A 20,704-nucleotide genomic window follows, 5' to 3' on the forward strand; every position below is an offset into this window, starting at 1 on the left:
AAGAGCAATCCCTCACGTTTGAAACGGAAGCCAGGGACGGATACCAAGGACGGTCCCTCATACTCAGACCAGGAAAGCGCTCACCCCGATCATAAGGCCTGCGCGCCGGGCTGCCATAATAGGGCTTGTCAATGCGGGTAAATTCATTAAGCTGGGGCATGAAGCGCCCATCCAACCGATTTGCAGGGACCGAAATGACCAGTTCCAGTGACTTTCAAAGCCGCAGGCAGCACACGTCCCGCCAGTTCGACGAGGAACTGGCCGGGATACAGGGTCGCCTGTTCAACTTGGGCGGTTTGGCAGAGGAACAGATCACCCAGGCCATGAAGTCGCTGACGGAGGGCGATACGGCCCTTGCGGAGCAGGTGATCCGTGACGATTACAAGGTCAATTCCCTGGAAGTTGCCATTGACGAGGAATGCACACGGGTGCTGGCGCGCCGCCAGCCGGCCGCGAGCGACCTGCGCATGATGATGGCGGTGATCAAAACCATTACCGACCTGGAGCGGATCGGTGACGATGCCAAGCGCATCGCGCGCTGCACCCTGCATCTGGCCACTTATTATCCGCGCAAGCAGCAACTGGCGGCCATCGACAGTTTCGGCGTACACGTCAGGGAACTGCTGAAGGACGCACTGGATGCGATGGCTCGGTTGGACGTAGAAATGGCCATGCGCGTCAAGCAGAACGATCGCCAGATCGACCTGGAATACCAGGACATCATGCGCGAACAACTGGCTACGATGACCGAGGACGCCAGGCAGATCCCGGTGGCCCTCAACCTGATGTGGGTTGCGCGCTCACTGGAGCGCATCGGCGACCGCGCCTGCAACATCTGCGAATACGTCATCTACTATGTCCTGGGCAAGGACATCCGCCACATGACGCTCGAGCAGGCGGAACAGGACCTCCACGTCACCCTGCAACGGAATCCCGCTTCCGACGTCCAACCCTGAGCCTTTGCGGCTACAGGCCGCGGGACGCCGAGCAATTCAAGGTTTCGGCGCTGTCGCGCGGGCCACCTGGGGATCGGGATTTGCGGCTGCCCTCAGGCCTGACCGGCCGCTTGGATCTCCGCCAGGAATTCCAACGCCCAGCGTTCGACCCGTGGCAAGCACCCGCTCAGGGACGCGCGCTGCTCGGGGATATCGAAAAAACCGGGCTCGTTGAGGTAGGGATCGTGCATGCGGCCCACATCGACGGCGTCGTGGCTTAAATCGACGATACGCCCTTCAATGAGGTTGTATTGGTGCTGGTAATGGCCCCGCAACGCGCCGCCAAACACCCGATTCATGAACAAGGAGCCGAATTTGCAGGATCCGGAGAGATCGGTGGGCACCGGAATGCGCCGTTCCGCCGCGAGTTCCACCCATTTGCGGAACACGAAGACCTTGGCCCGCGCGAAACGTTCGTAAGAGTAAGGCAGCGCAGCCTCGCGGCAAGCCGCCCAGTCGCGGGTTTCTTCCAGGCCTGCCATCACCGCGCGCCCGCCTGACTGGGGGATCATTCGGAGATCGCTTCCTCCACGAACGGACACGCCTGCCCCGGCGACAGGCCCAGTTTGGTCAGCGCTTCCGCCGGGAGCGTGTCCACCACCGCCACCAACTGATCTTCTGCCAGAGCAAAAGTCTTGGTCACGAGGGCCGCGGCGGCATCCTCGGACGTCTCCCAGGCCGCATACATATCTACCTGCTGCTCGCCATCGCGCGGATCACCGCTGGTGACCTGCAACAACCAACCATCAATATCGCTCATGCTTGTAACTCCGCTGAATGCCTGTACAACCCGTTCAGCGCCTCGGGTCCGGTCGCACGCACGGTCGATCCGGAGAGACGCCCCTGTGACATTTACCGTACCATGGATCAGAGCGTTAGGGTGGGAAATGAGCCATTTACCGGCAGCGGCGAGCCTAAGACCGGAAGCCAACGGCCTCAATGCCAGTCCGGGAAGCGGCCCTGGCTGGCCAGCGCCTGCACCGCCTCTTCGAGTTCCTGCATGAAGGCTCGCCTACCCCCGCTCCAGGCCAGCGCTTCACCCACGAACACGTCGCAGAAAAAGGGCACCAAGATGGCCTCGCCCTTGGGCAGGGCCTTGCCCAAGCCGTGCATGAATACCGGAACGACCGGCACCTCCGGAACCCGTTCCGCCAGGTGCGCGATGCCGCTCTTGAACTGGGCCATGCTCTCCGGCGCGCCCCGGCTGCCTTCCGGAAACAGGATGAGGATATCGCCACGCTCCAGGGCCTCGACGCAGCCCGCCAGGGGATCCACGCCCCGCCGGGGCTTTCGTTCCAGAGGAATGATGCCGATGATGTTGAGGGCGAACCAGGCCAGCACCCGGTTGCGCAGAAAGTAATCCAGCGCCGCCACGGGCCGAAGACGCGGCAGCAAGGCGAGCGGAAACAGGCTCATCAGCACCAGGGTGTCCAGGTGACTGTTGTGGTTGGCGCAGACGATGGCCGGTCCGGTCGCCGGTAATCGCTGACGCTGACGCACGCTCAGCCCCAGAACCACCAGCACCAGAAAGCGCACGAACAGGGCGAAAAATCCGAATCGGAGCAGGCGCGTCATCGCTCAGAAGTACAGGTAGCGCACGAAATGGAAGAACAGCGGCGCGGTGTAGGTGAGACTGTCGATGCGATCCAGGATGCCGCCGTGTCCCGGTATTATGCTGCCGCTGTCCTTGACGCCGATATCGCGCTTGATGGCGGAAACCACCACATCGCCGATGAAGCCTGCAAGCCCGATCAACACGCCGGCGGCCGCCGCCTGGGGCAGTCCCATGGGTGTCAGCAGGGACGCCAGGGCCAGAGCCAACAAAACGGTCGTGGCCAAGCCACCGAGAAAGCCCTCCCAGGTCTTGTTGGGACTGACCTTGGGGATGATCTTGTGCCGGCCCAGGAGCTTGCCCCAGACATACTGGGCCACGTCATTGCTTTCCGTCAGCAGCACCAGGAACAACACCAGGCCGGCGCCCCCCGCTCCGGCCGCGTTCGCTCCGGGCAACACCAGCAGGAACGCCAGGTGGCTGATGCTGAAGACCAGGGTCATAAGCCCCCAGTGCAGCGTGCCCGCCGCCCGCAGGAAATCCTGGGTCTCGCCGATGAGCACCATGCGCATGGGCAAGAACAGGAAGGCATACACCGGGATGAAGATGATGAACATGCCGTACCATTCCCTCTCGACCCAGTAGTACTGCAGGGGAATCGCGAGATAAGCCCAGAACAGCACTCGGCGGTCGGCCCGACGGGTTGGAATCAGGCTGAAGTATTCCTTCAAGGCCAGGAAACTCATGAAGGCGAAGAACACCAGGGAAAGCCCCCGGTTCAGGGCCAGCGCAGCCGTGAACACCCCGGCCATCACCCACCAGGACCGGACCCGCTGGCGCAGCTCGCCATAGTCACGAGCGGGGTTCCGTGTTTGCAGGAAGGTCGTCAGCAGCGAGGAGAAAGCCAGCAGCGCGAAGATGCCGCCGAGGGTCCAGGCAACCGCCGGGCTGACCGCAAGCCCGTTCACCGGCTAACCTCGGCCAGGCCTTTGCGGGCACGGTTGACGATGGTCAGTATCGACAGCAGGCAGAGCAGGGCAAAAAACCCATCAAGCCAGGCACCCGGCGTGAGCCCCAGGCCAAAAGCCAATCCCAGAGCGCCCAGCGCGAAGGCCCGGTCACTCTTTCCCATGGGTCCGTCGTAACGCCGGCTGGCGCCGATCTGGACAGCCACGACGCCGGTCATCTCGCTGATCACCAGCAATAACAGAAACGCGCAGAGCCACGCGCCACTGAGCCCTTCCAGACGCGCCAGGGGCGCATAGAGCGCGATATCGGAAAACACATCACCCAACTCGTTCAGCACCGCGCCCAGGTCGGACTTCATGGCGTACTCGCGGGCCAGCATGCCGTCGATGGCGTTGAGGGCCATGCGCAGGAAAAGCACCAACGGCAGCAGCAGGTAGGGCCAGCGCTGCGATGGCTGCACCGCCACCGCCAGCCCAGCCGCCATAGACAGGACAGCCGCCGCGATAGTGACCTGGTTGGCGGTGATACCCCGCTGGGCCAGCCTCGCCGTGAGCGGTCGCAGCAATGACTGAAAGCGCGGCTTCAGGTCATAGATGGTTGGCATCCTTACTCCTTCAAGACGGGGGACTTACCGGCCGGCGGAATCCGATACCGCGAAGAACTCAGGCGGGCTTTTCCCAGTCAAACCGCGGCAGCATGCCAAAAGCATGACGGATTCCTTCATTCCACTGCTTTTGCATGTCTGCATAGAACGGGCAGTTGGTGTCCAAGCTCAGGTAATGCCCATTGGTAAAGGTGTCCCGCCGGTAAATACTCACCTCCAGGGGCGGGCCTACCGAAATATTGCTGCGCATGGTGGAATCCAGCGACACCAGGGCGCAGCGGGCGGCATCCTCGAGGGTCGTGCCCGGGCACGCCATACGGTCCAGAATGGGCTTGCCGTACTTGGTCTCGCCAATCTGAAGATAAGGGGTATCCGGGGAGGCGGTGATGTAATTGCCCTGGGGGTAGATCAGGTAGATCTCATGGGGCTGCCCCTGAATCTGTCCGCCCAGGATGAAGGTCGCATCCGAGACGAAGCCCGCGCGCTGCATGGCCGACCAATGTTGCTCCTGAACCCGTACGCTGATCTCGCCCACGTAGGCAGCAGCGTCGAACAGGTAGGCCGCGGTATTGAGGCTGCTCAATGCGCCCGGGTTGGTCAGGTCACGGCGGATGAAATTCACCACAGCCTGGGTCGTGGCCAGGCTGCCGGCGGAGAGCAGCACCATGTAACGGTCGTTGTGCAGTTCAAAACGGTGCATCTTGCTGTAGACGCTCGCATAATCGACGCCAGCATGGGTGCGTGAATCAGAGGCCAGTACCAGCCCATCGTTTACTTTGATCGCCAGGCAATATGTCATGTCGCCCCAACCTTTCGGGGAATTGAACTCAAAGGCCGCATATTCACCCCTGAGTCCGGATTTATCAAGCCCGGACCCGGCGCACCATCATGGACGCGTCCGCACCAGATGTTGGCAGCCTTCGTGCCAAGCCAATGCCGGCGCGGCCTCAAAAGCTGCCATCAGCGCCCTTAACTCAGTCCGTAGGCACCGTAATCGACCTGTCGAACCCAATGCCTGCCGCGCCTGTCGCCTTGGCACTCCGTTGATTTTCGCCACGGCTGCCCGTGCTGAAACGGGAATACGGCAAGCCGTGCGGGGTTTGGCGCGGCTCTTGCCTTAGGTATTGAAGAACCCATGCTATAACCCTGAGGGAAGAACCTCTGTGAGCCGAGGCCACACAATGACCATCACTTGGAAAGACTACCCCGTCAACGGCTTCTACGACGAGCTGATAACCTTTGCCGGCGATCCCCGGCCCGGCGCCAATCATCTGCTGCGCCACCTGGACGGACTGACGGAAGCTGAACTGCAGGAACGCAAGGCGGCGGCGGACGCCGCCATCCTCAGCATGGGCATCACGTTCACCGTTTACTCGGAAGCCGAAGGCTCCATCGACCGCGCCTGGCCCTTTGACATCATCCCGCGCATCATCACCCTGCGCGAATGGCAGCGTATCGAAGCGGGCCTCAAGCAGCGGGTCCGGGCCCTCAACCTGTTCATCGACGACATCTACCACGACCAGAAGATCGTCAAGGACGGCGTATTTCCCGCCGAGTTGCTCGCCGATTCGCAGAACTTCCGCCCCGAATGCGTCGGCATCAGCCCGCCGCGCGGCGTCTGGGCACATATTTGCGGCTCCGATCTGGTGCGAGATCGTGACGGCACGGTTTACGTGCTCGAAGACAACCTTAGGGTGCCCTCTGGCGTCTCGTACATGCTGGAAAACCGCATGGTGATGAAGCGCGTGCTGCCGGAATTGTTCGACGACTACGCCATCGTGCCGGTGGACGATTACCCGTCCCAGCTCTATCAGTGCCTGGCATCCCTGGCGCCGGAAAAACTGCGTCCCAACGTGGTGGTGCTCACACCGGGCATCTACAATTCCGCCTATTTCGAGCACTGCTACCTGGCCCAGCAGATGGGCGCGGAACTGGTGGAAGGACGCGACCTGGTGGTCGGCGACGACGACTGCGTCTACATGCGCACCATCGAGGGCCTGACCAAAGTGGATGTGATCTACCGGCGCATCGACGACCTGTTCCTCGACCCCGAAGCCTTCCACCCGGACTCCACCCTGGGCGTGCCAGGCCTGATGCGCGCCTGGAAGAAAGGCAATGTGGCCCTGGCGAACGCACCGGGCGCGGGCGTTGCCGACGACAAGGTGGTCTACACCTACGTTCCCGATATCATCCGGTACTACCTGGGCGAGGACGCGATTCTGCCGAATGTACCGTCCTACCGCTGCGTCATTCCCGAGGAGTGCGAGTATGTTCTGGCCAATCTGGACAAACTCGTGGTGAAACCGGCCAACGAATCCGGCGGTTATGGCATGCTCATCGGACCCGCCGCCAGCACCGAACAGCGCGAACAGTTCGCTCGCCTGATCCGCAACGACCCCAGAAACTATATGGCACAGCCCCTGCTCTCCCTGTCTACCGCCCCTACCCTGATCGACCACTTGGTTGAACCACGCCACCTGGATTTGCGCCCCTTTATCCTGTCGGGGCAGGACATTTATGTGACCAATGGCGGCCTGACGCGAGTGGCCCTGAAGAAGGGGTCGACCGTGGTCAACTCATCCCAGGGCGGCGGCAGCAAGGATACCTGGATCGTGGACTGGGAGGCTGCCTGATGGCCATGCTGTCCCGCGTCGCGGAACACCTGTACTGGATGGCGCGCTACCTGGAGCGCGCCGAGAGCACGGCGCGCCTGGTGAGCGTGAACGGCAGCCTGATTCTCGACCTGCCCAAGCACGTCCGGCCTGGCTGGGCCTCGCTGATCGCCATTACCGGCAGCGACGAGCTGTTCTACAAGAAATACCCGGATGCCGCCGAAGGACATGTGGTCAAATTCATGCTGGCGGATGAGGAAAACCCCGGATCCATCCTGTCCTCCATCCGCGCCGCCCGCGAGAATGCGCGCACGGTCCGCGACATCATCCCGCGCGAAGCCTGGGAACAGATCAACGACCTCAACCTCAAGGCGCGCTCGCACCTGAGTGGCGGTCTGTCGCCCAAGTGGCGCTATGCGTTTCTCAATGAAGTGGTCCTGAGCATCCAGATGATCTCCGGTGTCCTAGCCGGCGGCATGAGCCACGATGACGGCTTCGAGTTCATGACCATCGGCTGCCATCTGGAGCGGGCGGACATGACCACCCGCATCATCGACGTGCGCTCGTCCAGCCTGTCCCAGGACCCGTCGGACGTGCTCAAGCCCTTCGAAAACATCCTGTGGATGAGCGTGCTGAAGTCTCTCACCGCCTATCAGATGTACCGCCGCCATATGCAGGCGGCGGTTCGACGCGAAGCGGTCCTCAAGTTCCTGCTTCAGGACTCCGAGTTTCCCAGAGCGTTCTACTACTGCCTGTGCACCGTGCGCAATTGCCTCTCTCGCCTGCCCCGCAGCGCGGCTATCCTGGACGCCCTGCTGCCGCTGAAGCGCCAGATCGATGAAGCCAAGCCTGAGGAATTGAGCCAGGAAGAACTGATGCTGTTCATAGACGAATTGCAGATCAAGCTAGGCGAGATTCACGATGCCCTGGCCAAGACCTATTTCGGGGCGGAAAGCGCCGAAACCACGCAATCGCAGGCTCAGGGCTGATACCGCCCGGTCCTCTCGGACAGGTAAGCCAACCCTGCGAGGGCGTTTCGACGCCCCACCTACTTTGAACCTTTCGAGGGCAAGGCCTTGTCGCCGGCCTTGCCCTTGTGTTCAAGCATCACGCCGGGCTTCATCTCACGCAGCTCCAGCCGCCTGCGCACGCCGTCTTGCCGGGCGCGGATGACATACCCCGCCAGCAGGCCACCGGTGGCTGACAGCGTCATCAATCCGAACGAGACTAGTTCGATGGCGAGCAGCAAGGCGCCAATTCCGGCCAGTCCCGCCAGGGCCAGCCCCACTTTCAGATTGGCGCGGGAATGGGCACGGCGGGTTTCCGCCACGATGCGCTGATGGGTTTGCTCGAGCATGCTGCGCTTGTCCACTTCCGCGCTGACGATGATGCGCTCCCGCTCGCGGGCAAATTCGTCCTTGGCCGCCAGCAGGGCGTCTTTCCGGATGTGCTCACCCAGGGCCGCGAACCACAGCGCCAGCATCAGAGCGATGATCAGCGCAATGGCCAGAAGCACGGCCTGATGATCGTCCTCCGCGGAATTCATGGCCGCCACCACCAGGGCCGCGGTGGCGGCCTGCCCGACGATGATTCCAGGCAAAAACTTCAACGGAGACATTCGATACTCGACGCGCACGGGGCTGCTAACCAGCCGCCCTCCGGTTCCAGCCCAACAATGCGTTTTTTTCGAATACTGGCGGGGCCGCGACTACAAGCATTGACGCAGTGCAACCAGGCTTCGTCTCGGAGGACTTGAAGTGTCATAAGGGATGCGCGGCCTGAATTTGCGCCACGAAAACCCTGGGTGGCAGAGACATGCAGTCGGTTCCGTGTAGAGAACGAAAAAATCACCCACAAGCGCCAAAAAATCAATTGGCGGCCGGAAGCAGCGACTTTCGTGCACCTGAAAGCCCTGATCGCGCCGACCGTTCAAGTCTAACACGCCCGGCGGCACGGCTTGGCAGCATATGGACGTCCACGCGCCTTGTCCGTCCGTACGTTTCGAAAGGCGGAAAACGAGGGCAGATTGTCATTGCGCAATGGCCTCGGCAGCGGGAGCATTCAGCCCAACGGGAAACTCATGCCGCACCTGTCCGGCAGGCCCGCCTCAGGAGGCACCACCATGAGCGCACACTTGATCGACGGCAACGGACTTCACTCAAAGCTAATGCAGGAAATCCAGCAGGATCTGGCGCGACACCAGACCGTCTCGGGCGGCGTGCCGGGGCTTGCAGTGATCCGGGTAGGCTACGACGCCGCATCCAGTGTCTATATCCGCAGGAAAAAGCTGGCCGCCCAGACCCTGCGCTTTGATTATCGGGAGCACCTGCTGGCGGAATCGGCACCCCAAGATGAAGTGATCGACTTGATACATCAGCTCAATCGCGACCCCAAGGTGCACGGCATACTGCCGCATTTGCCCCTGCCGGCGCACTTGAGCCCGATGGCCGTGATCGGCGCCATCGAGCCATCCAAGGACGTAGACGGGCTGCATCCCCTGAATGCCGGCCTGCTCATCCAGAGGCAGCCTGGAGTTCGGCCCTGCACCCCACTCGCCGTGATGCGCCTGCTGGAGGAGATCGATTTCGACCCCGCCGGAAAGCGCGCCGTCATCATCGGCCGCAGCACCTGTGTCGGGAAACCCCTGGCAATGCTTCTGCTTGCAGCACACGCAACGGTAACTGTCTGCCACCGCCACAGCGACCTGCCTGCCGCTTTGAAGCATGCCGACCTGGTAGTATCAGCCATCGGATCGGCGCGCCAGATCAAAGGCGCCTGGATCAAACGCGGCGCCGTCGTCATCGACATCGGCATCAATCGGGTCGATGGCGCCCTGGTGGGTGACGTTGAGTTCGAAACGGCCGCCGAACGCGCCTCCTTCATCACACCGGTGCCCGGTGGCGTCGGCGCGGTGACTGTTGCCATGCTTATGCACAACACCTGGATGGCTTGGGTTGAAGCTTCGCGTCGCCAGTCATCCGCGAGTCGCGGCGTTCAGGACAAGCAACGGAGGACGCTTGAGGCCGGGGCGCTGACGGAGCCGGCATTCGGACTGGCCGGCCTCTCGGCCTGATCTGGCGGCTCTGTCCGTTTGACGCTCCGCACCCAAATGAAGATATGATTGGCCATAGAGGGAGGTCACCAGAAACGCCTTAGTGCGATCCGAAGGATTTTCATCAACATCGGGGACTCTAGCCACCGAATGGCGTGTTCCCTTGTTTACGTGGAAATCGGCGGCTAACTACGAGGGAGGTCCCAAACGGTCCGGAGCAAAGCGTCCCATGGTCGAGTGGAAACAGCCCGCCTTCTTCGTTGAACTGCTGGTGATCCTGACCGCCTCTCTGATCAGCATCCTCGCTTGCCGGCGGCTTCGGGTACCGGACCTTCTGGCCTTCCTCCTGTCCGGGGCCATCATCGGACCCCATGGGCTCGACTGGGTCAGGGACAGCGACAACATCCACTTCATTTCCGACCTGGGCGTAAGCTTCCTGCTTTTCGAACTCGGACTGGAGTTTTCACTGCCCCGGCTCCTTCAGCTCAAGCGGCCTGTGTTGGGTCTGGGCTCCCTGCAGATCCTCCTCACCACGGCCGCGCTGAGCGGGATAATGTCGTCCCAGGATTACCCGGCACTAGTGGCGCTGGTTATCGGGGCTGCGCTCGCCATGTCGTCCACAGCCATCGTTGCCGGGGAATTCCACGCACTCAACTTGCAGCAGCAACACCATGCCCGCTTGGCTGTGGGTGTGCTGCTCTTTCAGGATATCGCCGCGGTGCTCTTGCTGATTTTGCTGCCAGTGCTGGGCGGAACAGAGGCATTCCCGGATTTCGGATTGGTCGCTTTCGCCTTGGGCCGCGCCCTGCTCCTCGTGGCGATCTTGCAAAGCGTCGCCTACTGGGCCCTGCCTCGGGTATACCGAGAGGTGGCGAAAACGGGATCCCAGGAGGTTTTTGTCCTGACCACCCTGGTGATCGTGCTGCTGACGGGCTTTCTTACCCATGCCGTGGGGCTGTCCATGGCGTTCGGCGCATTCAGCGTTGGAGTGATGCTCGGAGAAAGCGAATTCCGCCACCAGGTCGAACTGGATATTCGCCCATTCCGTGACCTCCTGATGGGGCTGTTTTTCGTCGGCATCGGCATGAAGCTGGACTTTGCGACACACCTTGGCGAATGGCCTTCGCTCCTGGCCTGCACGCTTCTGCTGGTGCTCTGCAAGACACTCTTGACCACCCTGTCGGCCCTGCTGATCGGCGAACCATTCGGCTCGGCGGCCCAAACCGGGCTCGCCCTGGCGCAGGCAGGCGAATTCGGCTTCGCCTTGATCGCATTGGCCACCGAGGCGGGACTCCTTACCCCTGGCATCAGCGCGCGCGTACTCCTGGTAGCAATCGCCAGCATGGCCCTCAGCCCTTTCCTCATACGCAACAGCCGCCAGATCACGGACATTCTGGCGCGCCTCGCCGGCAGCAAGGCATCGCTGAAGATAGACGCCTCGGAGCAAAACCGGGCGGACTTGAAGGACCACGTTATCCTCGCGGGCTACGGACGGGTCGGCCAGATGGTCGCAAAATTCCTCAACAGCAACGGCATTCCCTTCATTGCCCTGGAGATCGACGCCGAACAGGTGAAACTCGGCCGCGCCATGGGTGACGCGGTGATCTATGGCTCATGCGGGCGCATCGATATGTTGCGGCGCTGCCACATTGACTGCGCGCGCCTGGCCATACTGACGTTCAAGTCCTTGAAAGAGGCGCAACGGGTCATCGGGCAGATTCGCGCCCTGGGCTATAGCCTGCCGATCATTGTCCGCACCCGCGATCACGGCGACTGCATCGCCCTTGTGAATGCGGGAGCCAGTCAGGTCGTGCCGGAAATGTTCGAGGCCAGCCTCCTCATGGCGGCAGAAGCCCTGGCCATGCTGGGCATGGACAGGGATGAAATAGAACGGCAGTTGGAAGACGAACGCCTGCGACGCACCGAGGGGACCTCCGGCCCGTTCCCCAGAAAGCGCTAGTTGCAGCACCATGTTCTGGCATCGAGCGAACCTCGACCACAAGGCCCCCAGCGGATTGCGTGTTTGCATCGCAGCATGATCGCTACCATAGCGCGCAGCGGCTATGTGATACCGCCAGATCGGCACGAAGGACGGGCCCCCACTGGCCGGAGTCCGACTCAAAAAGGCCCGCATTTCTGCAGACTATTGTTTTTTTATGATATCTCGGGCCGGAATCGAACCGGCACGCCGGTAAATGCGAGGGATTTTAAGACCCTTAAAATCCGCCGCTATAAACCGCAATAGCCGAGAAACTCAAGGCGTTAGGCGATGAACTTTGGCTTTTCGGGTGCAACCGCCCGCTATGGAAGTGGACAATTTGTGGACATAGTCCGCGCCGGGCTGCGGGCGTAGGTGACCTAAAATGGCTAAAATTCTCAGAAACAGAACGAAAAACGTCCAAACCAGACTCTTATTCCCTAGCTTAATCCACCCGTCGTTAGTCCATATACTTTATTATGCATGTCGCCATATATAAGACGCATGTACTTTACAACCAGATACCTGGCCTTTTCCTCTACAGCAAACCCCTTATGACGCACTGGGATCTTAGCAATTCTAGAATGCATTAGGTTATTTCTAATTTTATTCAGCTCCCGAAATGTATTCATGTCGTCACTAACTGTTACCTTTTCGTATTTTAGCACGAGTTTTTCGAACCTTTCAGTTAGAGTTAGGTTCAGCGCTTTTTCTTTGAGCGCCTTCCAGGCCTCTATAATTTCCTCTTCCTCTTTGTAGCAACTTAATACTGCCTTTTCTATCTTATCAACAGCCTTGCTCTTTTTACTGCTACATTTATCGAACAAATTTGAAAGCGACTCTAACGCCAAAAAATAGTGAATGAAACGCTGACTTGATTTAGCCGGAAGGCTTGGCATAGTCAATAACCAATATGCCGCCAACCCTAATTGCATTCTTTGTTTCTTGGTATGATTAGTGTGATCCAGTCCAGTTGGCGCAATACGTCGTAGCAACTCAAGACCCAGGCTTCTATCATAATACACAAAAGGTACAACATATCTATGTACTTGAATCCCATATACTATTCTAGGCGGCTCACTTTCACTCCACCAATAAGAATGCGCAACACCACGAAGATCAGGGAAGTTCTCATCGAAGGAGACAGCGATCTGCCCACCAATTAGCATTCCGACATCACTTAGCTCACTGTCTATTTTCTCACCCAAGAGTTTATCAATCTCGGCATAATCTTGGCCCTTACTTCTACCAAACCGCTCAAGCAGTTCTTTATCTATATCGAAATACTTAACCACAATCACTTCTATCCATGCCCCCTCTGGCTCATCTGGATGAAGTTTATGAACTTTTGTTGGCGGAAGACCTTTACCTCCTTCAACCGTATAAAAAAGCAAGCTCGGGCTTAACGGTATTGGTATATCTGATGCCACCCTAACCGCGACGTACTTTATACTTAAATCACTCTTCTCAATAGGAACCCGTAGCTGCGGTTCATCTACGTCTTTATTATTTAGTCCCGGAACTCTGATATAGGCAATCCAGCCAGCCCTAATTTTTCTGTTTCTTGGTTTCATTCAGAAAAAACTCTATATAGCAACGACAAGTCAATTATTAAACTTGTCATTTCACAGAGAAAGAGTCTCAGGCCACAGAAAATAAGGCCCATACTTCGGACTCATTCGGAACTCTCCTCCAGCTTCTTTTCCCTTTGCGGTGATGTAGTTTTTTCCGTCCCGTATTTCGAGATATCCTGACGTTACCAGCCTTTCCATTAGCTCACTTGTTTTCACTCCAATTTTCTGAGCCAGTTTGGAAGTGGTTAGTTTATCGTGCGCTGAATCATCAGTTTCAACGTTTGTTTCTGCGTCCTTTTCTACCGTTTCCACTGATATGCGTATCTCATCGCTAATACGGATGATCCGCTGCGCTTCTTCGTATGCATCCTTGTATAACTCTTGGTCTTCAGATCGGCGTATGAGAACGCCCATTTCGTTGTTATTCACTTGGCTGAACTCGTAAAGATTCAGACTTGTGATTATGCATATCTCCTCGTTGAGATAGCACTTTGCGTGTAGGTTTTTGCAAAAGCTGGTTCGAAGATACGTAAGCTCCTTCAGCCATTTGATTTCTTCCGGCTGCAGTTCGCTCTTCCCGTAGACTACGCGAACGTCGATCTTAAGGCGATTCTTGTCTTCAAGAAGTTCCTTGATCCTTTCATTAAGGCGAAGGAATGGACTGATGAGGAAAAGTCGATCTTTGGCGCCCTTTATGAGCTCTTCAAGAAAGTAGTTTGTCGCGCTTGTGTTGAGAAACTTTGCCATCGTGACTCCCTTTGATGGTGAGGCTTAACGTTGTCGCGTGGATTCATCGTAGGCGATGAACATTGCGTGCAGAACAGCTGCCTGGCGTCTGTTGTGATGCTCCATTTTTTCCCACCCCCGACCCCATCTGTTGGCGATCCGCCACCCTAACCTAGTTTTTTCCTGACTTCCTCAAGCTCTGGGCTTACCTGCCCCATTTCAGGGCACGTTTCTCCGAAAACTATCCAGTACTTGTATTCGGGCCAGACAGTTGCGATTGCCTCCAGATGCTCTTCTGTAACCTTTTGATTTTCTTTGTTAATAAGGTTCTGCCACCGGTAGCGATCAATCCCGGTTCTTAACTCAAGGTCTCGGTAAGACAGTTGAGACGCTTGAAACACCGCAAGAAAGCGTTCTTTCAGCTTCATTAAGTCCAAAAAACCTATTCATTTTTACTTGACAAAGACTAAAGCTACGCTATCATTTTTACCAAGTAAAAATAACTAAGTTACTTTTATTTTAGTGCTGCCCAATGCAGCCCCATAGCGACACTTCAAGGCGAGCGTATGGAAGAACCAATATCCAGTCAAGCACTTGTCCCGGCCGTTCCACCCCTGCAACTGCTTGTCCCGTATATGACCCGCCAGCGCTACGCCGAACTCACCGGCCTGGCGCCCGGCATCGTCGATGCCCAGGTCGAACGCGGCTACCTCCCTTCCCGCATCTTCGGCAAGCACCGCCTCATCAACGTGGCCCAACTCTGGAAGCAGGCCCTCGAAGAGGAGACCTACCTATGAACCGCCTCAACTCCGGAAGCCAGGCCGCCTGAACCATGAACGCCATACCGCACCTACGGCTGGTCAAGCCCAAGATGCCGCTCCGCGTCACCCACACCCGCAGCGGCCGCGAAGTCCACGTCCTAGAAAAGTGCCAGGTCGCCTACCTCATCCGCTGGCCCGACACGAGCGAGATCCGCCTGCTCAGCTTCGAGCGCTTCTGCGAAGAGCTCCTGAAATGAACACCCCACTGCTCAACAAAGCCGAGTACTTCGTCATCAAGGCAGGCCTCGCCCATGAACGGGCCATCTGCAACGACCTCATCGCCTCCGGCTGCCTCGAAGACAAAGTCCGCGCCTACTACGAAAACCGCATCCAGATCATCGACCGCGCCCTCGTCAAGGTCGACGCCCTCACCTCTGAACCCATCGAGGAAGCCGCATGAACACCTGCGAAACCTGCCATCACTACGACCCGCGCGGCAACCGCGCCGGCGCCACCTGCCAGATCTACCGCCCGCAAAACGTCTGGTGGAATGGCGCCGAGCGCCAAGTCATCCAGCCCATCTATTCCATCTGCCAAACCGAAAACGGCCAAGCCGCCATACGTCCAGCCGCAAGCCGCCAGGAGCTCCCCGCATGAGCAACTCCACGATCCACTGGAAAAAGGCAGTAGCCGAACAGCCCGACAGCGACACCACCGTCCTCGTCCACCACCCCGACGCAGACGAACCCACCTGGCTCGGCTACCACGACGGCGAAGACTGGTACTACGTCGATGGCATGCCCGCAAAGGTCCAGCGCTGGGCGCACCTACCGGAGCCCGAACATGACTGAGCAAGAAGCCTGGGGCCTGTCCACAAGTGCACAGCCCGCAGCCCGGCGCGGGGGCTGCGCCAGCAATGCCCCCGAGCGCCGGGGCCGGAGCGAAGCGCAGGCGGCTGTGTGCCCTGTGGACAGGGCCGCACTACAGAGGCTGGAAAGGGAATTCAGAGAGGGAAAAAAAGGGGGCAACGTCCCAACGAGGACAGTTCGATCGGGACGTCACCCATCCCCTGATACACGTATGCGATCGAGGGACACCCTTAGGCTAGATGCGCTATCTGTAGGCCCGACGAAACCCGGGAAGGCTTTTCAGAACCCACTGCCCGCTCTACGGGGAGGAAGAGCGGACGGAGCGAATCCTATCAAGATCGACCCCGACCATCACTCCGCGCAATTACTTACTCATTTCTCCACTATCTCGCGCTGCCGCGATACGCGCTGACCGGCAGACAAAGCGATTCGAACAGCGCAATACACAGGACCACCACCATGCAAATCGTCATCAACGGCCTACTCCTCGGCGCCAACCGCTACTCCGTCGACGGCGCCAAAGGCGGCAGCCTCTACCTGCTGCAACAAAGCCAGGACCGCGCCGACAACCACATCGGCCTGGAAGTCAAAAAGCTCAAGATGCCCTTCGAGCTCTTCGACCAACTCAAGGAAAAGCAACTGCCCGGCGACTACGAGATCCTCATCGACATTGAACGCGGCGGCCAGGACAGTGACAACGAAACCGCCGTCTCCGTCCGCAACACCGGCCCCCTGCAAGCCGAGCGCCTCTACCAGCTGTTTGGCGTCGACCCGGCCAGTCCCCTCAAGGCCCCGGCCAACAGCGATCCAAGCGCACTCGGCCAACCCATCACCGGTTCCAGCTTAGGCCTCGTCCTCAGCGCCACCCGCTACGACATGGAAGGCAACAAAGGTGGACGCCTCTATGTCGCCCAACAGACCTCAGGCCGCAACCCCAACCAGATCGGCTTCGAAGTCATCAAGTTCCGCATGAACTACGAAGTCTTCGCCCTGCTCCAGGACAAACCCATGCCCGGCGAATACCTCATCGATCTGGATCTGCGCCGTGGCGCCCAAGACAAAGCCCAATTCCGCGTCACCGGCATCCAGGGCGACAACCGCCTCGACAAGTTCCGGCTGCACCAGCTGTTCCAGCTCGGCGGCACGGACCCCAAGACAACCGAATCCAAACCTGGCCCCGCTGCGGCCAGCCCGACCCCGACCAGCGCCCCGGCCAAAACCGGCACCCAGGGATGATCGGCCAGCTCGTCAACGTACCCATCTGCTCCACCGGCACCGTCGCCAACGGCCCGGCCGGAGAACTCGTGTGCACCGGAGGGACCTGGAGCACCGTCAATGGCTTCCTCCTCGACGCCAGCCAGCAACCGCAACTGACCGTTCTGCTGGAAAACGGGGGGATAGATTGGGAGACCGTCGAATGGATGTTTTTTGGCGGCCTCTCAATATTCGCGGCCGGCGCAGGTGTCGGCCTCATCATCAACGTACTGAGGAGACTCAAGTAATGAAGTACCGCAACAAAGCCATCAAGTTCGGCGCCGGCGCATCCGCCCTGGCTGCCTCCGCCCTCACCCCGGTCTATGCCGCCCTGGACACCACCGGCGTGCAGACCGCCATCACCAGCGCCACGACCACCGGAGAAACCGTTGGCGGCTACGTCATCGGCGCCGTCGCGGCCCTGGTCGTTGTGGGCCTGGTCATCGGCATCGTCAAGAAGCTCTAAACCAGGAGCACCCCCATGATGATTGCAGCCTCCATCGCGATAGGCCTCGTCTGGGCGCTGTGCTTCGTGGGCGGCGTCCGAACGACCTCGATCTAACCAAAGGTGCTATATGCGCGCTATACACCGATGGAACAGCAAGGGCGGGGACCCCCTCGCCCTTGTTCACCCCAACCAACCGCAGCGGCCCGTCTTGGTCGGGCCGCTCTATCAACTGACACGCCTGCTCTATCGGCTGCGCCACTGCCTACCGTATCCCCTCGGCAGCCTGGTCGCACAGATCTACCGGCAGACCCGGCACACGAACCCGCTCCTGCTGCTCCTGCTCATCCTGAGCGCAGGCCTTCCGGTCCAGCCCGCCTGGGCCATGCTCGTCATCGACATCACCTGTTCCCGTGCACCCGGCGAGCCCAACCAATGCGACCCGCTGCCCCCTGGCCCCGATGGTGGCCTCACCAACGGCGGCCCCGGCAAAGCCCCCATTGGAAGCCAAGTCAAATCGCTCGAACTCTGCAACGACGGCGCCTGCTCACAGCTTCCGGTCGGGTCTGGTGATAACGCCTATCCGGCCAAGCCTTCTGCGTGGCCAGGACCTAACACGCCCCCAACGAACACCTCGGGCACTCCAACGTACACCGCCTTGGGAACTGCTGGGCTTTCAGCGGCGGACGCTCTTACGCGATGGTGTCCCGTTGCTGGCTCTGGTTACTGTTCAGGCCCTTCATGTTGGGAGGGCGGTGTCATAGACAGCGTAGGCGCAAATGGGACTGTCTATTTCCACTGCTACGCAGGTTCTTATAATTCGTATTATCAAAACAATCCTAGCGGGACCTCATGTCCTCCCGGATATAGTGGTTCTTCTTGCTCTCTGAGCGACCCGCCAGCGGCTAAGTGGCCGAGCGACGGCAAATGTACCCCGATCCGCTCCGGTAACGCCTTCAGCGACAACCCAAGAGATCCCGATTGCATCGGCGGCGCCTCGTCGGTTCCCGCCCCATTTACCCGATCCGCCGACGGCACAAGCGTCTCCGGCACCGGACCCACCGGCGAAAAGTACACCGTCAGCCTCGCCGGCGATGGTACCGCCAAGGTCAAAGGCACCGTTCCCAACTCAGACGGCGCCACCTCCACCGTCGGCACCACCGACCTTAGCGCCCCCGGCTCCGGCAACGGCGTCACCCAGGTCACCGGCAACAGCCAAGGCAGCGTCAAAGGGACCGGCTCATCCGCGGGCGACGGCACCGGCTCCACTGATGGTCTTGCCACCGAAGGCACCGCCCAAGGCATCAAAGGCGAGCTTGGCCAGATCAAGGACGAACTCCAGAAAGACACCGGAGGCACCGCCGCGTTCCAGCGCACCCCGGCCTCCACCCCAGCCCCCGACGGCATGCAACAAAAGATCGACGAACAGAAACAGGCCCTCAAAGACAAATTCGACCAGATCAAAGGCGAAGCCTACAGCCTCTTCGCCTTCAACGGCTCCGGCAGCTTCGTCTGCTCCAGTGGCTGGCAATTCGAGATCCTCGGCACCCTCGTCGACCTCTGCCCGGCCCGCTTCCTCGGCAACGTCGCCTTCATTGGCAGCGTCGTCCTGTTTATCGCCTCCGTCGTCTCCCTCGCGGTGATCCTGCGATGAGCGCGATCCTCAGCCGCATCCTCGCCTCCATCGTCGCCTTCTTCCAAGGCGTCTGGGACTTCATCACCCAAGGCATCTACGACTTCGCCGTCTGGGCCTTCGCCAAGCTCATCGAATACATCACCCTCGAAGGCCTCAAGTTCTCCATCTGGGCATTAGGCTTCGCCTGGGACATCGCCAAGCAGATCATCCTCGACCTCAACCTCGTCGGCCAGCTCAACAGCGCCTTTGCCGCCATGCCCTCCGACGTCACCGGCCTCCTCAGCTACTTCCAATTCCCCCAGGCCCTCACCCTCGTCCTGACTGCCCTGGTCACCAAGTACGTCATGCGCTTCATCCCCTTTCTATGAGCATCAAGATCCACTGGGGCCCCCCGGGCTCCTACAAGACCTCCGGCGCCGTCATGGACGACTTCATTCCCGCTGCCCAGGCCGGGCGCGTAGTCGTCACCAACATCCGGGGCCTCGATAACATCGAACGCATCCGCGATGCCCTCGGCGACATCCCCGACAGCTTCGAACTCATCCACTTGCCCACCACCGAACACCCCCAGGCCGCCGACAACCGCGCCAAGCTCGCCCGCTGGTGGCATTGGCTGCCCCATGGCGCCTTCATGATCCTCGATGAAGCGCAAATGATCTGGCCTCAGAGCTGGAAAGACGCCGACCTCAAACAACTCGACTATCCCGGTGGACTAGAAGCCGCCACCGCCGACAATCGACCCTACGACTGGAACACCGCCTTTGAAATGCACCGCCATTACGGCTGGGATCTCGTCCTTACTACGCCGAATATTGACAAGATACGCAAGGACATACGGGGTTGTGCTGAAGGCGCCTTCAAGCACAAGAACCAAGCCATGGTGGGCATCAAGGGCCGCTACCTCGAAGGCTTCCACATGGCTGAGGACGGCGGCAAATCCGCGTCCGACTTCATTAACCTGCGCATGCGCAAAATCAAGCCGGTGGTTTGGAGACTGTATGACAGCACAGCGACAGGCACTCACACAGACACGATTGCAGGCGTCTCGCTCCTGGCGAATCCTCGTGTACTACTGCTACTGGGAATTCTCACCCTGGTTGTTGGCTTTGTACTCTATAACGGCCGCCCTCGTATCCTCGACCGCGACCATGGCCCTGCGGCCACTGGCAACCCTCCTCCTGTGGATCCTGCGCGCCCTGGTCCTGCGCCTTCTCCTGTTCCTGGCACTGCTGTGGCTGGTGGGACGAATACTGGCTCACCTGACCCACTAGCCGGCTTTCAGCTCGTCCTGCGCGGACGTTTCGGCAACCAGGGCGCCCAGCGCTACCTGATCCACGCCGAAAGCGACACCGCCACCTGGGACCTGTGGGATTCCGACCTCAAGGACATGGGCTACACCGTCCACTACAAAGGCAACTGCACCCTGCGCCTCAACTACAACGGCGCACCGGGCCGCATCGTCGGCTGCGGCAAACCGAAAGAAAGCAAGCGCGGGGGCCTGGCGGCGCTGTGACGAGGTACGAGGAGCAGCGGAGCCAGGCCCCCCGCGCACCCCTTTCGCAGGCCGCAAAAGGAGAACAGGGAGGGAAGCCGCGAGGAAGGGCGCCCAAGCCAACGTGCTTGTAACACGTTAATGATGAAAAACGCCCCAACCGCAATTCAACCGCTATAAAGCCG

At 59.7% G+C, this 20,704-nt stretch carries 26 protein-coding genes; 16 read left to right on the plus strand and 10 right to left on the minus strand.

Features of this window, described 5'->3' with window-relative positions:
* Positions 1 to 194: 194 nt before the first annotated feature.
* A complete protein-coding gene (phoU, locus tag EK23_RS02640; RefSeq protein ID WP_045223671.1) occupies positions 195 to 956 on the plus strand; it encodes a phosphate signaling complex protein PhoU in 762 nt (253 codons plus the stop codon).
* Positions 957 to 1,048: 92 nt separating this feature from the next.
* Here phoU and EK23_RS02645 read toward each other — a convergent pair whose 3' ends face one another.
* The 6 genes from EK23_RS02645 to EK23_RS02670 all read right to left on the minus strand — a co-directional run bounded on the left by EK23_RS02645 (position 1,049) and on the right by EK23_RS02670 (position 4,919).
* Complete coding sequence (locus EK23_RS02645) at positions 1,049 to 1,507, minus strand: transcriptional regulator (RefSeq protein ID WP_235281883.1); 459 nt, start codon at positions 1,505 to 1,507, stop codon at positions 1,049 to 1,051.
* Positions 1,504 to 1,755 (minus strand): hypothetical protein, encoded by a 252-nt coding sequence (locus EK23_RS02650; protein ID WP_045223672.1) that lies wholly within the window; start codon positions 1,753 to 1,755, stop codon positions 1,504 to 1,506. Before EK23_RS02650 ends, EK23_RS02645 begins: the two co-directional genes overlap by 4 nt.
* Before the next feature lie 176 nt (positions 1,756 to 1,931).
* Positions 1,932 to 2,570, minus strand: coding sequence for a lysophospholipid acyltransferase family protein (locus EK23_RS02655; protein WP_045223673.1), 639 nt, complete (start codon positions 2,568 to 2,570; stop codon positions 1,932 to 1,934).
* A gap of 3 nt (positions 2,571 to 2,573) precedes the next feature.
* Entirely contained in the window at positions 2,574 to 3,515 is a 942-nt protein-coding gene (locus tag EK23_RS02660) for a phosphatidate cytidylyltransferase (protein ID WP_045223674.1), read from the minus strand.
* Entirely contained in the window at positions 3,512 to 4,120 is a 609-nt protein-coding gene (locus EK23_RS02665; RefSeq protein WP_045223675.1) for a CDP-alcohol phosphatidyltransferase family protein, read from the minus strand. Before EK23_RS02665 ends, EK23_RS02660 begins: the two co-directional genes overlap by 4 nt.
* Before the next feature lie 58 nt (positions 4,121 to 4,178).
* Complete coding sequence (locus EK23_RS02670; RefSeq protein WP_045223676.1) at positions 4,179 to 4,919, minus strand: proteasome-type protease; 741 nt, start codon at positions 4,917 to 4,919, stop codon at positions 4,179 to 4,181.
* Between the two features lie 382 nt (positions 4,920 to 5,301).
* Between EK23_RS02670 and EK23_RS02675 the strand changes: the two genes are divergently transcribed.
* A complete protein-coding gene (locus tag EK23_RS02675) occupies positions 5,302 to 6,753 on the plus strand; it encodes a circularly permuted type 2 ATP-grasp protein (RefSeq protein ID WP_045223677.1) in 1,452 nt (483 codons plus the stop codon).
* The gene (locus tag EK23_RS02680) at positions 6,753 to 7,721 is read left to right on the plus strand and encodes an alpha-E domain-containing protein (protein WP_200892057.1); all 969 of its coding nucleotides are present in this window, start codon (positions 6,753 to 6,755) and stop codon (positions 7,719 to 7,721) included. The genes EK23_RS02675 and EK23_RS02680 overlap by 1 nt, the downstream gene beginning before the upstream one ends.
* A gap of 59 nt (positions 7,722 to 7,780) precedes the next feature.
* Here EK23_RS02680 and EK23_RS02685 read toward each other — a convergent pair whose 3' ends face one another.
* Positions 7,781 to 8,350 (minus strand): hypothetical protein, encoded by a 570-nt coding sequence (locus EK23_RS02685; protein WP_045223678.1) that lies wholly within the window; start codon positions 8,348 to 8,350, stop codon positions 7,781 to 7,783.
* Positions 8,351 to 8,854: 504 nt separating this feature from the next.
* Between EK23_RS02685 and EK23_RS02690 the strand changes: the two genes are divergently transcribed.
* Both EK23_RS02690 and EK23_RS02695 read left to right on the plus strand, forming a co-directional pair.
* Positions 8,855 to 9,805 carry a bifunctional 5,10-methylenetetrahydrofolate dehydrogenase/5,10-methenyltetrahydrofolate cyclohydrolase gene (locus EK23_RS02690; protein ID WP_082053916.1) on the plus strand — a complete coding sequence of 317 codons (951 nt, stop codon included), beginning with the start codon at positions 8,855 to 8,857 and terminating at the stop codon, positions 9,803 to 9,805.
* Between the two features lie 208 nt (positions 9,806 to 10,013).
* Positions 10,014 to 11,744, plus strand: a complete 1,731-nt coding sequence (locus EK23_RS02695) for a cation:proton antiporter (protein ID WP_045223679.1) — start codon at positions 10,014 to 10,016, stop codon at positions 11,742 to 11,744.
* A 458-nt stretch (positions 11,745 to 12,202) separates the two neighbouring features.
* Here the strand turns inward: EK23_RS02695 and EK23_RS02700 are convergent, their stop codons facing one another.
* From EK23_RS02700 to EK23_RS02710, 3 genes are all read right to left on the minus strand, one after another.
* Positions 12,203 to 13,336, minus strand: coding sequence for a hypothetical protein (locus EK23_RS02700; RefSeq protein WP_145998535.1), 1,134 nt, complete (start codon positions 13,334 to 13,336; stop codon positions 12,203 to 12,205).
* A 51-nt stretch (positions 13,337 to 13,387) separates the two neighbouring features.
* Positions 13,388 to 14,083, minus strand: coding sequence for a phospholipase D family protein (locus EK23_RS02705; RefSeq protein ID WP_045223681.1), 696 nt, complete (start codon positions 14,081 to 14,083; stop codon positions 13,388 to 13,390).
* Positions 14,084 to 14,229: 146 nt separating this feature from the next.
* Positions 14,230 to 14,490 (minus strand): helix-turn-helix domain-containing protein, encoded by a 261-nt coding sequence (locus tag EK23_RS02710; protein WP_045223969.1) that lies wholly within the window; start codon positions 14,488 to 14,490, stop codon positions 14,230 to 14,232.
* 138 nt (positions 14,491 to 14,628) lie between these two features.
* On the opposite strand from EK23_RS02710, the gene EK23_RS23215 reads away from it, so the two are divergent.
* From EK23_RS23215 to EK23_RS02770, 11 genes are all read left to right on the plus strand, one after another.
* Positions 14,629 to 14,859: a hypothetical protein gene (locus tag EK23_RS23215; RefSeq protein WP_045223682.1), complete on the plus strand. Its 231-nt coding sequence runs from the start codon at positions 14,629 to 14,631 to the stop codon at positions 14,857 to 14,859.
* Positions 14,860 to 14,894: 35 nt separating this feature from the next.
* Positions 14,895 to 15,080: a hypothetical protein gene (locus tag EK23_RS02720; RefSeq protein ID WP_045223683.1), complete on the plus strand. Its 186-nt coding sequence runs from the start codon at positions 14,895 to 14,897 to the stop codon at positions 15,078 to 15,080.
* The gene (locus EK23_RS02725) at positions 15,077 to 15,283 is read left to right on the plus strand and encodes a hypothetical protein (protein WP_045223684.1); all 207 of its coding nucleotides are present in this window, start codon (positions 15,077 to 15,079) and stop codon (positions 15,281 to 15,283) included. The genes EK23_RS02720 and EK23_RS02725 overlap by 4 nt, the downstream gene beginning before the upstream one ends.
* Positions 15,280 to 15,480, plus strand: coding sequence for a hypothetical protein (locus EK23_RS02730; RefSeq protein WP_045223685.1), 201 nt, complete (start codon positions 15,280 to 15,282; stop codon positions 15,478 to 15,480). The genes EK23_RS02725 and EK23_RS02730 overlap by 4 nt, the downstream gene beginning before the upstream one ends.
* Complete coding sequence (locus tag EK23_RS02735) at positions 15,477 to 15,674, plus strand: hypothetical protein (RefSeq protein WP_045223686.1); 198 nt, start codon at positions 15,477 to 15,479, stop codon at positions 15,672 to 15,674. The genes EK23_RS02730 and EK23_RS02735 overlap by 4 nt, the downstream gene beginning before the upstream one ends.
* A 477-nt stretch (positions 15,675 to 16,151) precedes the next feature.
* The gene (locus tag EK23_RS02740) at positions 16,152 to 16,928 is read left to right on the plus strand and encodes a hypothetical protein (protein ID WP_045223687.1); all 777 of its coding nucleotides are present in this window, start codon (positions 16,152 to 16,154) and stop codon (positions 16,926 to 16,928) included.
* Positions 16,925 to 17,194 carry a hypothetical protein gene (locus tag EK23_RS23220; protein WP_045223688.1) on the plus strand — a complete coding sequence of 90 codons (270 nt, stop codon included), beginning with the start codon at positions 16,925 to 16,927 and terminating at the stop codon, positions 17,192 to 17,194. The genes EK23_RS02740 and EK23_RS23220 overlap by 4 nt, the downstream gene beginning before the upstream one ends.
* Positions 17,194 to 17,412 carry a major capsid protein gene (locus EK23_RS02750; protein ID WP_045223689.1) on the plus strand — a complete coding sequence of 73 codons (219 nt, stop codon included), beginning with the start codon at positions 17,194 to 17,196 and terminating at the stop codon, positions 17,410 to 17,412. The genes EK23_RS23220 and EK23_RS02750 overlap by 1 nt, the downstream gene beginning before the upstream one ends.
* Positions 17,413 to 17,521: 109 nt before the next feature.
* Positions 17,522 to 19,045: a hypothetical protein gene (locus tag EK23_RS23225; protein WP_145998536.1), complete on the plus strand. Its 1,524-nt coding sequence runs from the start codon at positions 17,522 to 17,524 to the stop codon at positions 19,043 to 19,045.
* On the plus strand, positions 19,042 to 19,395 hold the full coding sequence (locus tag EK23_RS02765; protein ID WP_052807861.1) for a DUF2523 family protein: 354 nt from the start codon (positions 19,042 to 19,044) through the stop codon (positions 19,393 to 19,395). The genes EK23_RS23225 and EK23_RS02765 overlap by 4 nt, the downstream gene beginning before the upstream one ends.
* Positions 19,392 to 20,540 carry a zonular occludens toxin domain-containing protein gene (locus EK23_RS02770; protein ID WP_052807862.1) on the plus strand — a complete coding sequence of 383 codons (1,149 nt, stop codon included), beginning with the start codon at positions 19,392 to 19,394 and terminating at the stop codon, positions 20,538 to 20,540. Before EK23_RS02765 ends, EK23_RS02770 begins: the two co-directional genes overlap by 4 nt.
* The last annotated feature ends 164 nt before the right edge of the window (positions 20,541 to 20,704 follow it).

Source organism: Methyloterricola oryzae, assembly GCF_000934725.1.
GTDB classification, from domain to species: domain Bacteria; phylum Pseudomonadota; class Gammaproteobacteria; order Methylococcales; family Methylococcaceae; genus Methyloterricola; species Methyloterricola oryzae.

Coding starts and splice junctions, on each gene's coding strand:
- phoU (WP_045223671.1), top strand. CDS start 195: ATGACCAGTTCCAGTGACTTTCAAAGCCGCAGGCAGCACACGTCCCGC.
- EK23_RS02645 (WP_235281883.1), bottom strand. CDS start 1,507: ATGATCCCCCAGTCAGGCGGGCGCGCGGTGATGGCAGGCCTGGAAGAA.
- EK23_RS02650 (WP_045223672.1), bottom strand. CDS start 1,755: ATGAGCGATATTGATGGTTGGTTGTTGCAGGTCACCAGCGGTGATCCG.
- EK23_RS02655 (WP_045223673.1), bottom strand. CDS start 2,570: ATGACGCGCCTGCTCCGATTCGGATTTTTCGCCCTGTTCGTGCGCTTT.
- EK23_RS02665 (WP_045223675.1), bottom strand. CDS start 4,120: ATGCCAACCATCTATGACCTGAAGCCGCGCTTTCAGTCATTGCTGCGA.
- EK23_RS02670 (WP_045223676.1), bottom strand. CDS start 4,919: ATGACATATTGCCTGGCGATCAAAGTAAACGATGGGCTGGTACTGGCC.
- EK23_RS02675 (WP_045223677.1), top strand. CDS start 5,302: ATGACCATCACTTGGAAAGACTACCCCGTCAACGGCTTCTACGACGAG.
- EK23_RS02680 (WP_200892057.1), top strand. CDS start 6,753: ATGGCCATGCTGTCCCGCGTCGCGGAACACCTGTACTGGATGGCGCGC.
- EK23_RS02685 (WP_045223678.1), bottom strand. CDS start 8,350: ATGTCTCCGTTGAAGTTTTTGCCTGGAATCATCGTCGGGCAGGCCGCC.
- EK23_RS02690 (WP_082053916.1), top strand. CDS start 8,855: ATGAGCGCACACTTGATCGACGGCAACGGACTTCACTCAAAGCTAATG.
- EK23_RS02695 (WP_045223679.1), top strand. CDS start 10,014: ATGGTCGAGTGGAAACAGCCCGCCTTCTTCGTTGAACTGCTGGTGATC.
- EK23_RS02700 (WP_145998535.1), bottom strand. CDS start 13,336: ATGAAACCAAGAAACAGAAAAATTAGGGCTGGCTGGATTGCCTATATC.
- EK23_RS02705 (WP_045223681.1), bottom strand. CDS start 14,083: ATGGCAAAGTTTCTCAACACAAGCGCGACAAACTACTTTCTTGAAGAG.
- EK23_RS02710 (WP_045223969.1), bottom strand. CDS start 14,490: ATGAAGCTGAAAGAACGCTTTCTTGCGGTGTTTCAAGCGTCTCAACTG.
- EK23_RS23215 (WP_045223682.1), top strand. CDS start 14,629: ATGGAAGAACCAATATCCAGTCAAGCACTTGTCCCGGCCGTTCCACCC.
- EK23_RS02720 (WP_045223683.1), top strand. CDS start 14,895: ATGAACGCCATACCGCACCTACGGCTGGTCAAGCCCAAGATGCCGCTC.
- EK23_RS02725 (WP_045223684.1), top strand. CDS start 15,077: ATGAACACCCCACTGCTCAACAAAGCCGAGTACTTCGTCATCAAGGCA.
- EK23_RS02730 (WP_045223685.1), top strand. CDS start 15,280: ATGAACACCTGCGAAACCTGCCATCACTACGACCCGCGCGGCAACCGC.
- EK23_RS02735 (WP_045223686.1), top strand. CDS start 15,477: ATGAGCAACTCCACGATCCACTGGAAAAAGGCAGTAGCCGAACAGCCC.
- EK23_RS02740 (WP_045223687.1), top strand. CDS start 16,152: ATGCAAATCGTCATCAACGGCCTACTCCTCGGCGCCAACCGCTACTCC.
- EK23_RS23220 (WP_045223688.1), top strand. CDS start 16,925: ATGATCGGCCAGCTCGTCAACGTACCCATCTGCTCCACCGGCACCGTC.
- EK23_RS02750 (WP_045223689.1), top strand. CDS start 17,194: ATGAAGTACCGCAACAAAGCCATCAAGTTCGGCGCCGGCGCATCCGCC.
- EK23_RS23225 (WP_145998536.1), top strand. CDS start 17,522: ATGCGCGCTATACACCGATGGAACAGCAAGGGCGGGGACCCCCTCGCC.
- EK23_RS02765 (WP_052807861.1), top strand. CDS start 19,042: ATGAGCGCGATCCTCAGCCGCATCCTCGCCTCCATCGTCGCCTTCTTC.
- EK23_RS02770 (WP_052807862.1), top strand. CDS start 19,392: ATGAGCATCAAGATCCACTGGGGCCCCCCGGGCTCCTACAAGACCTCC.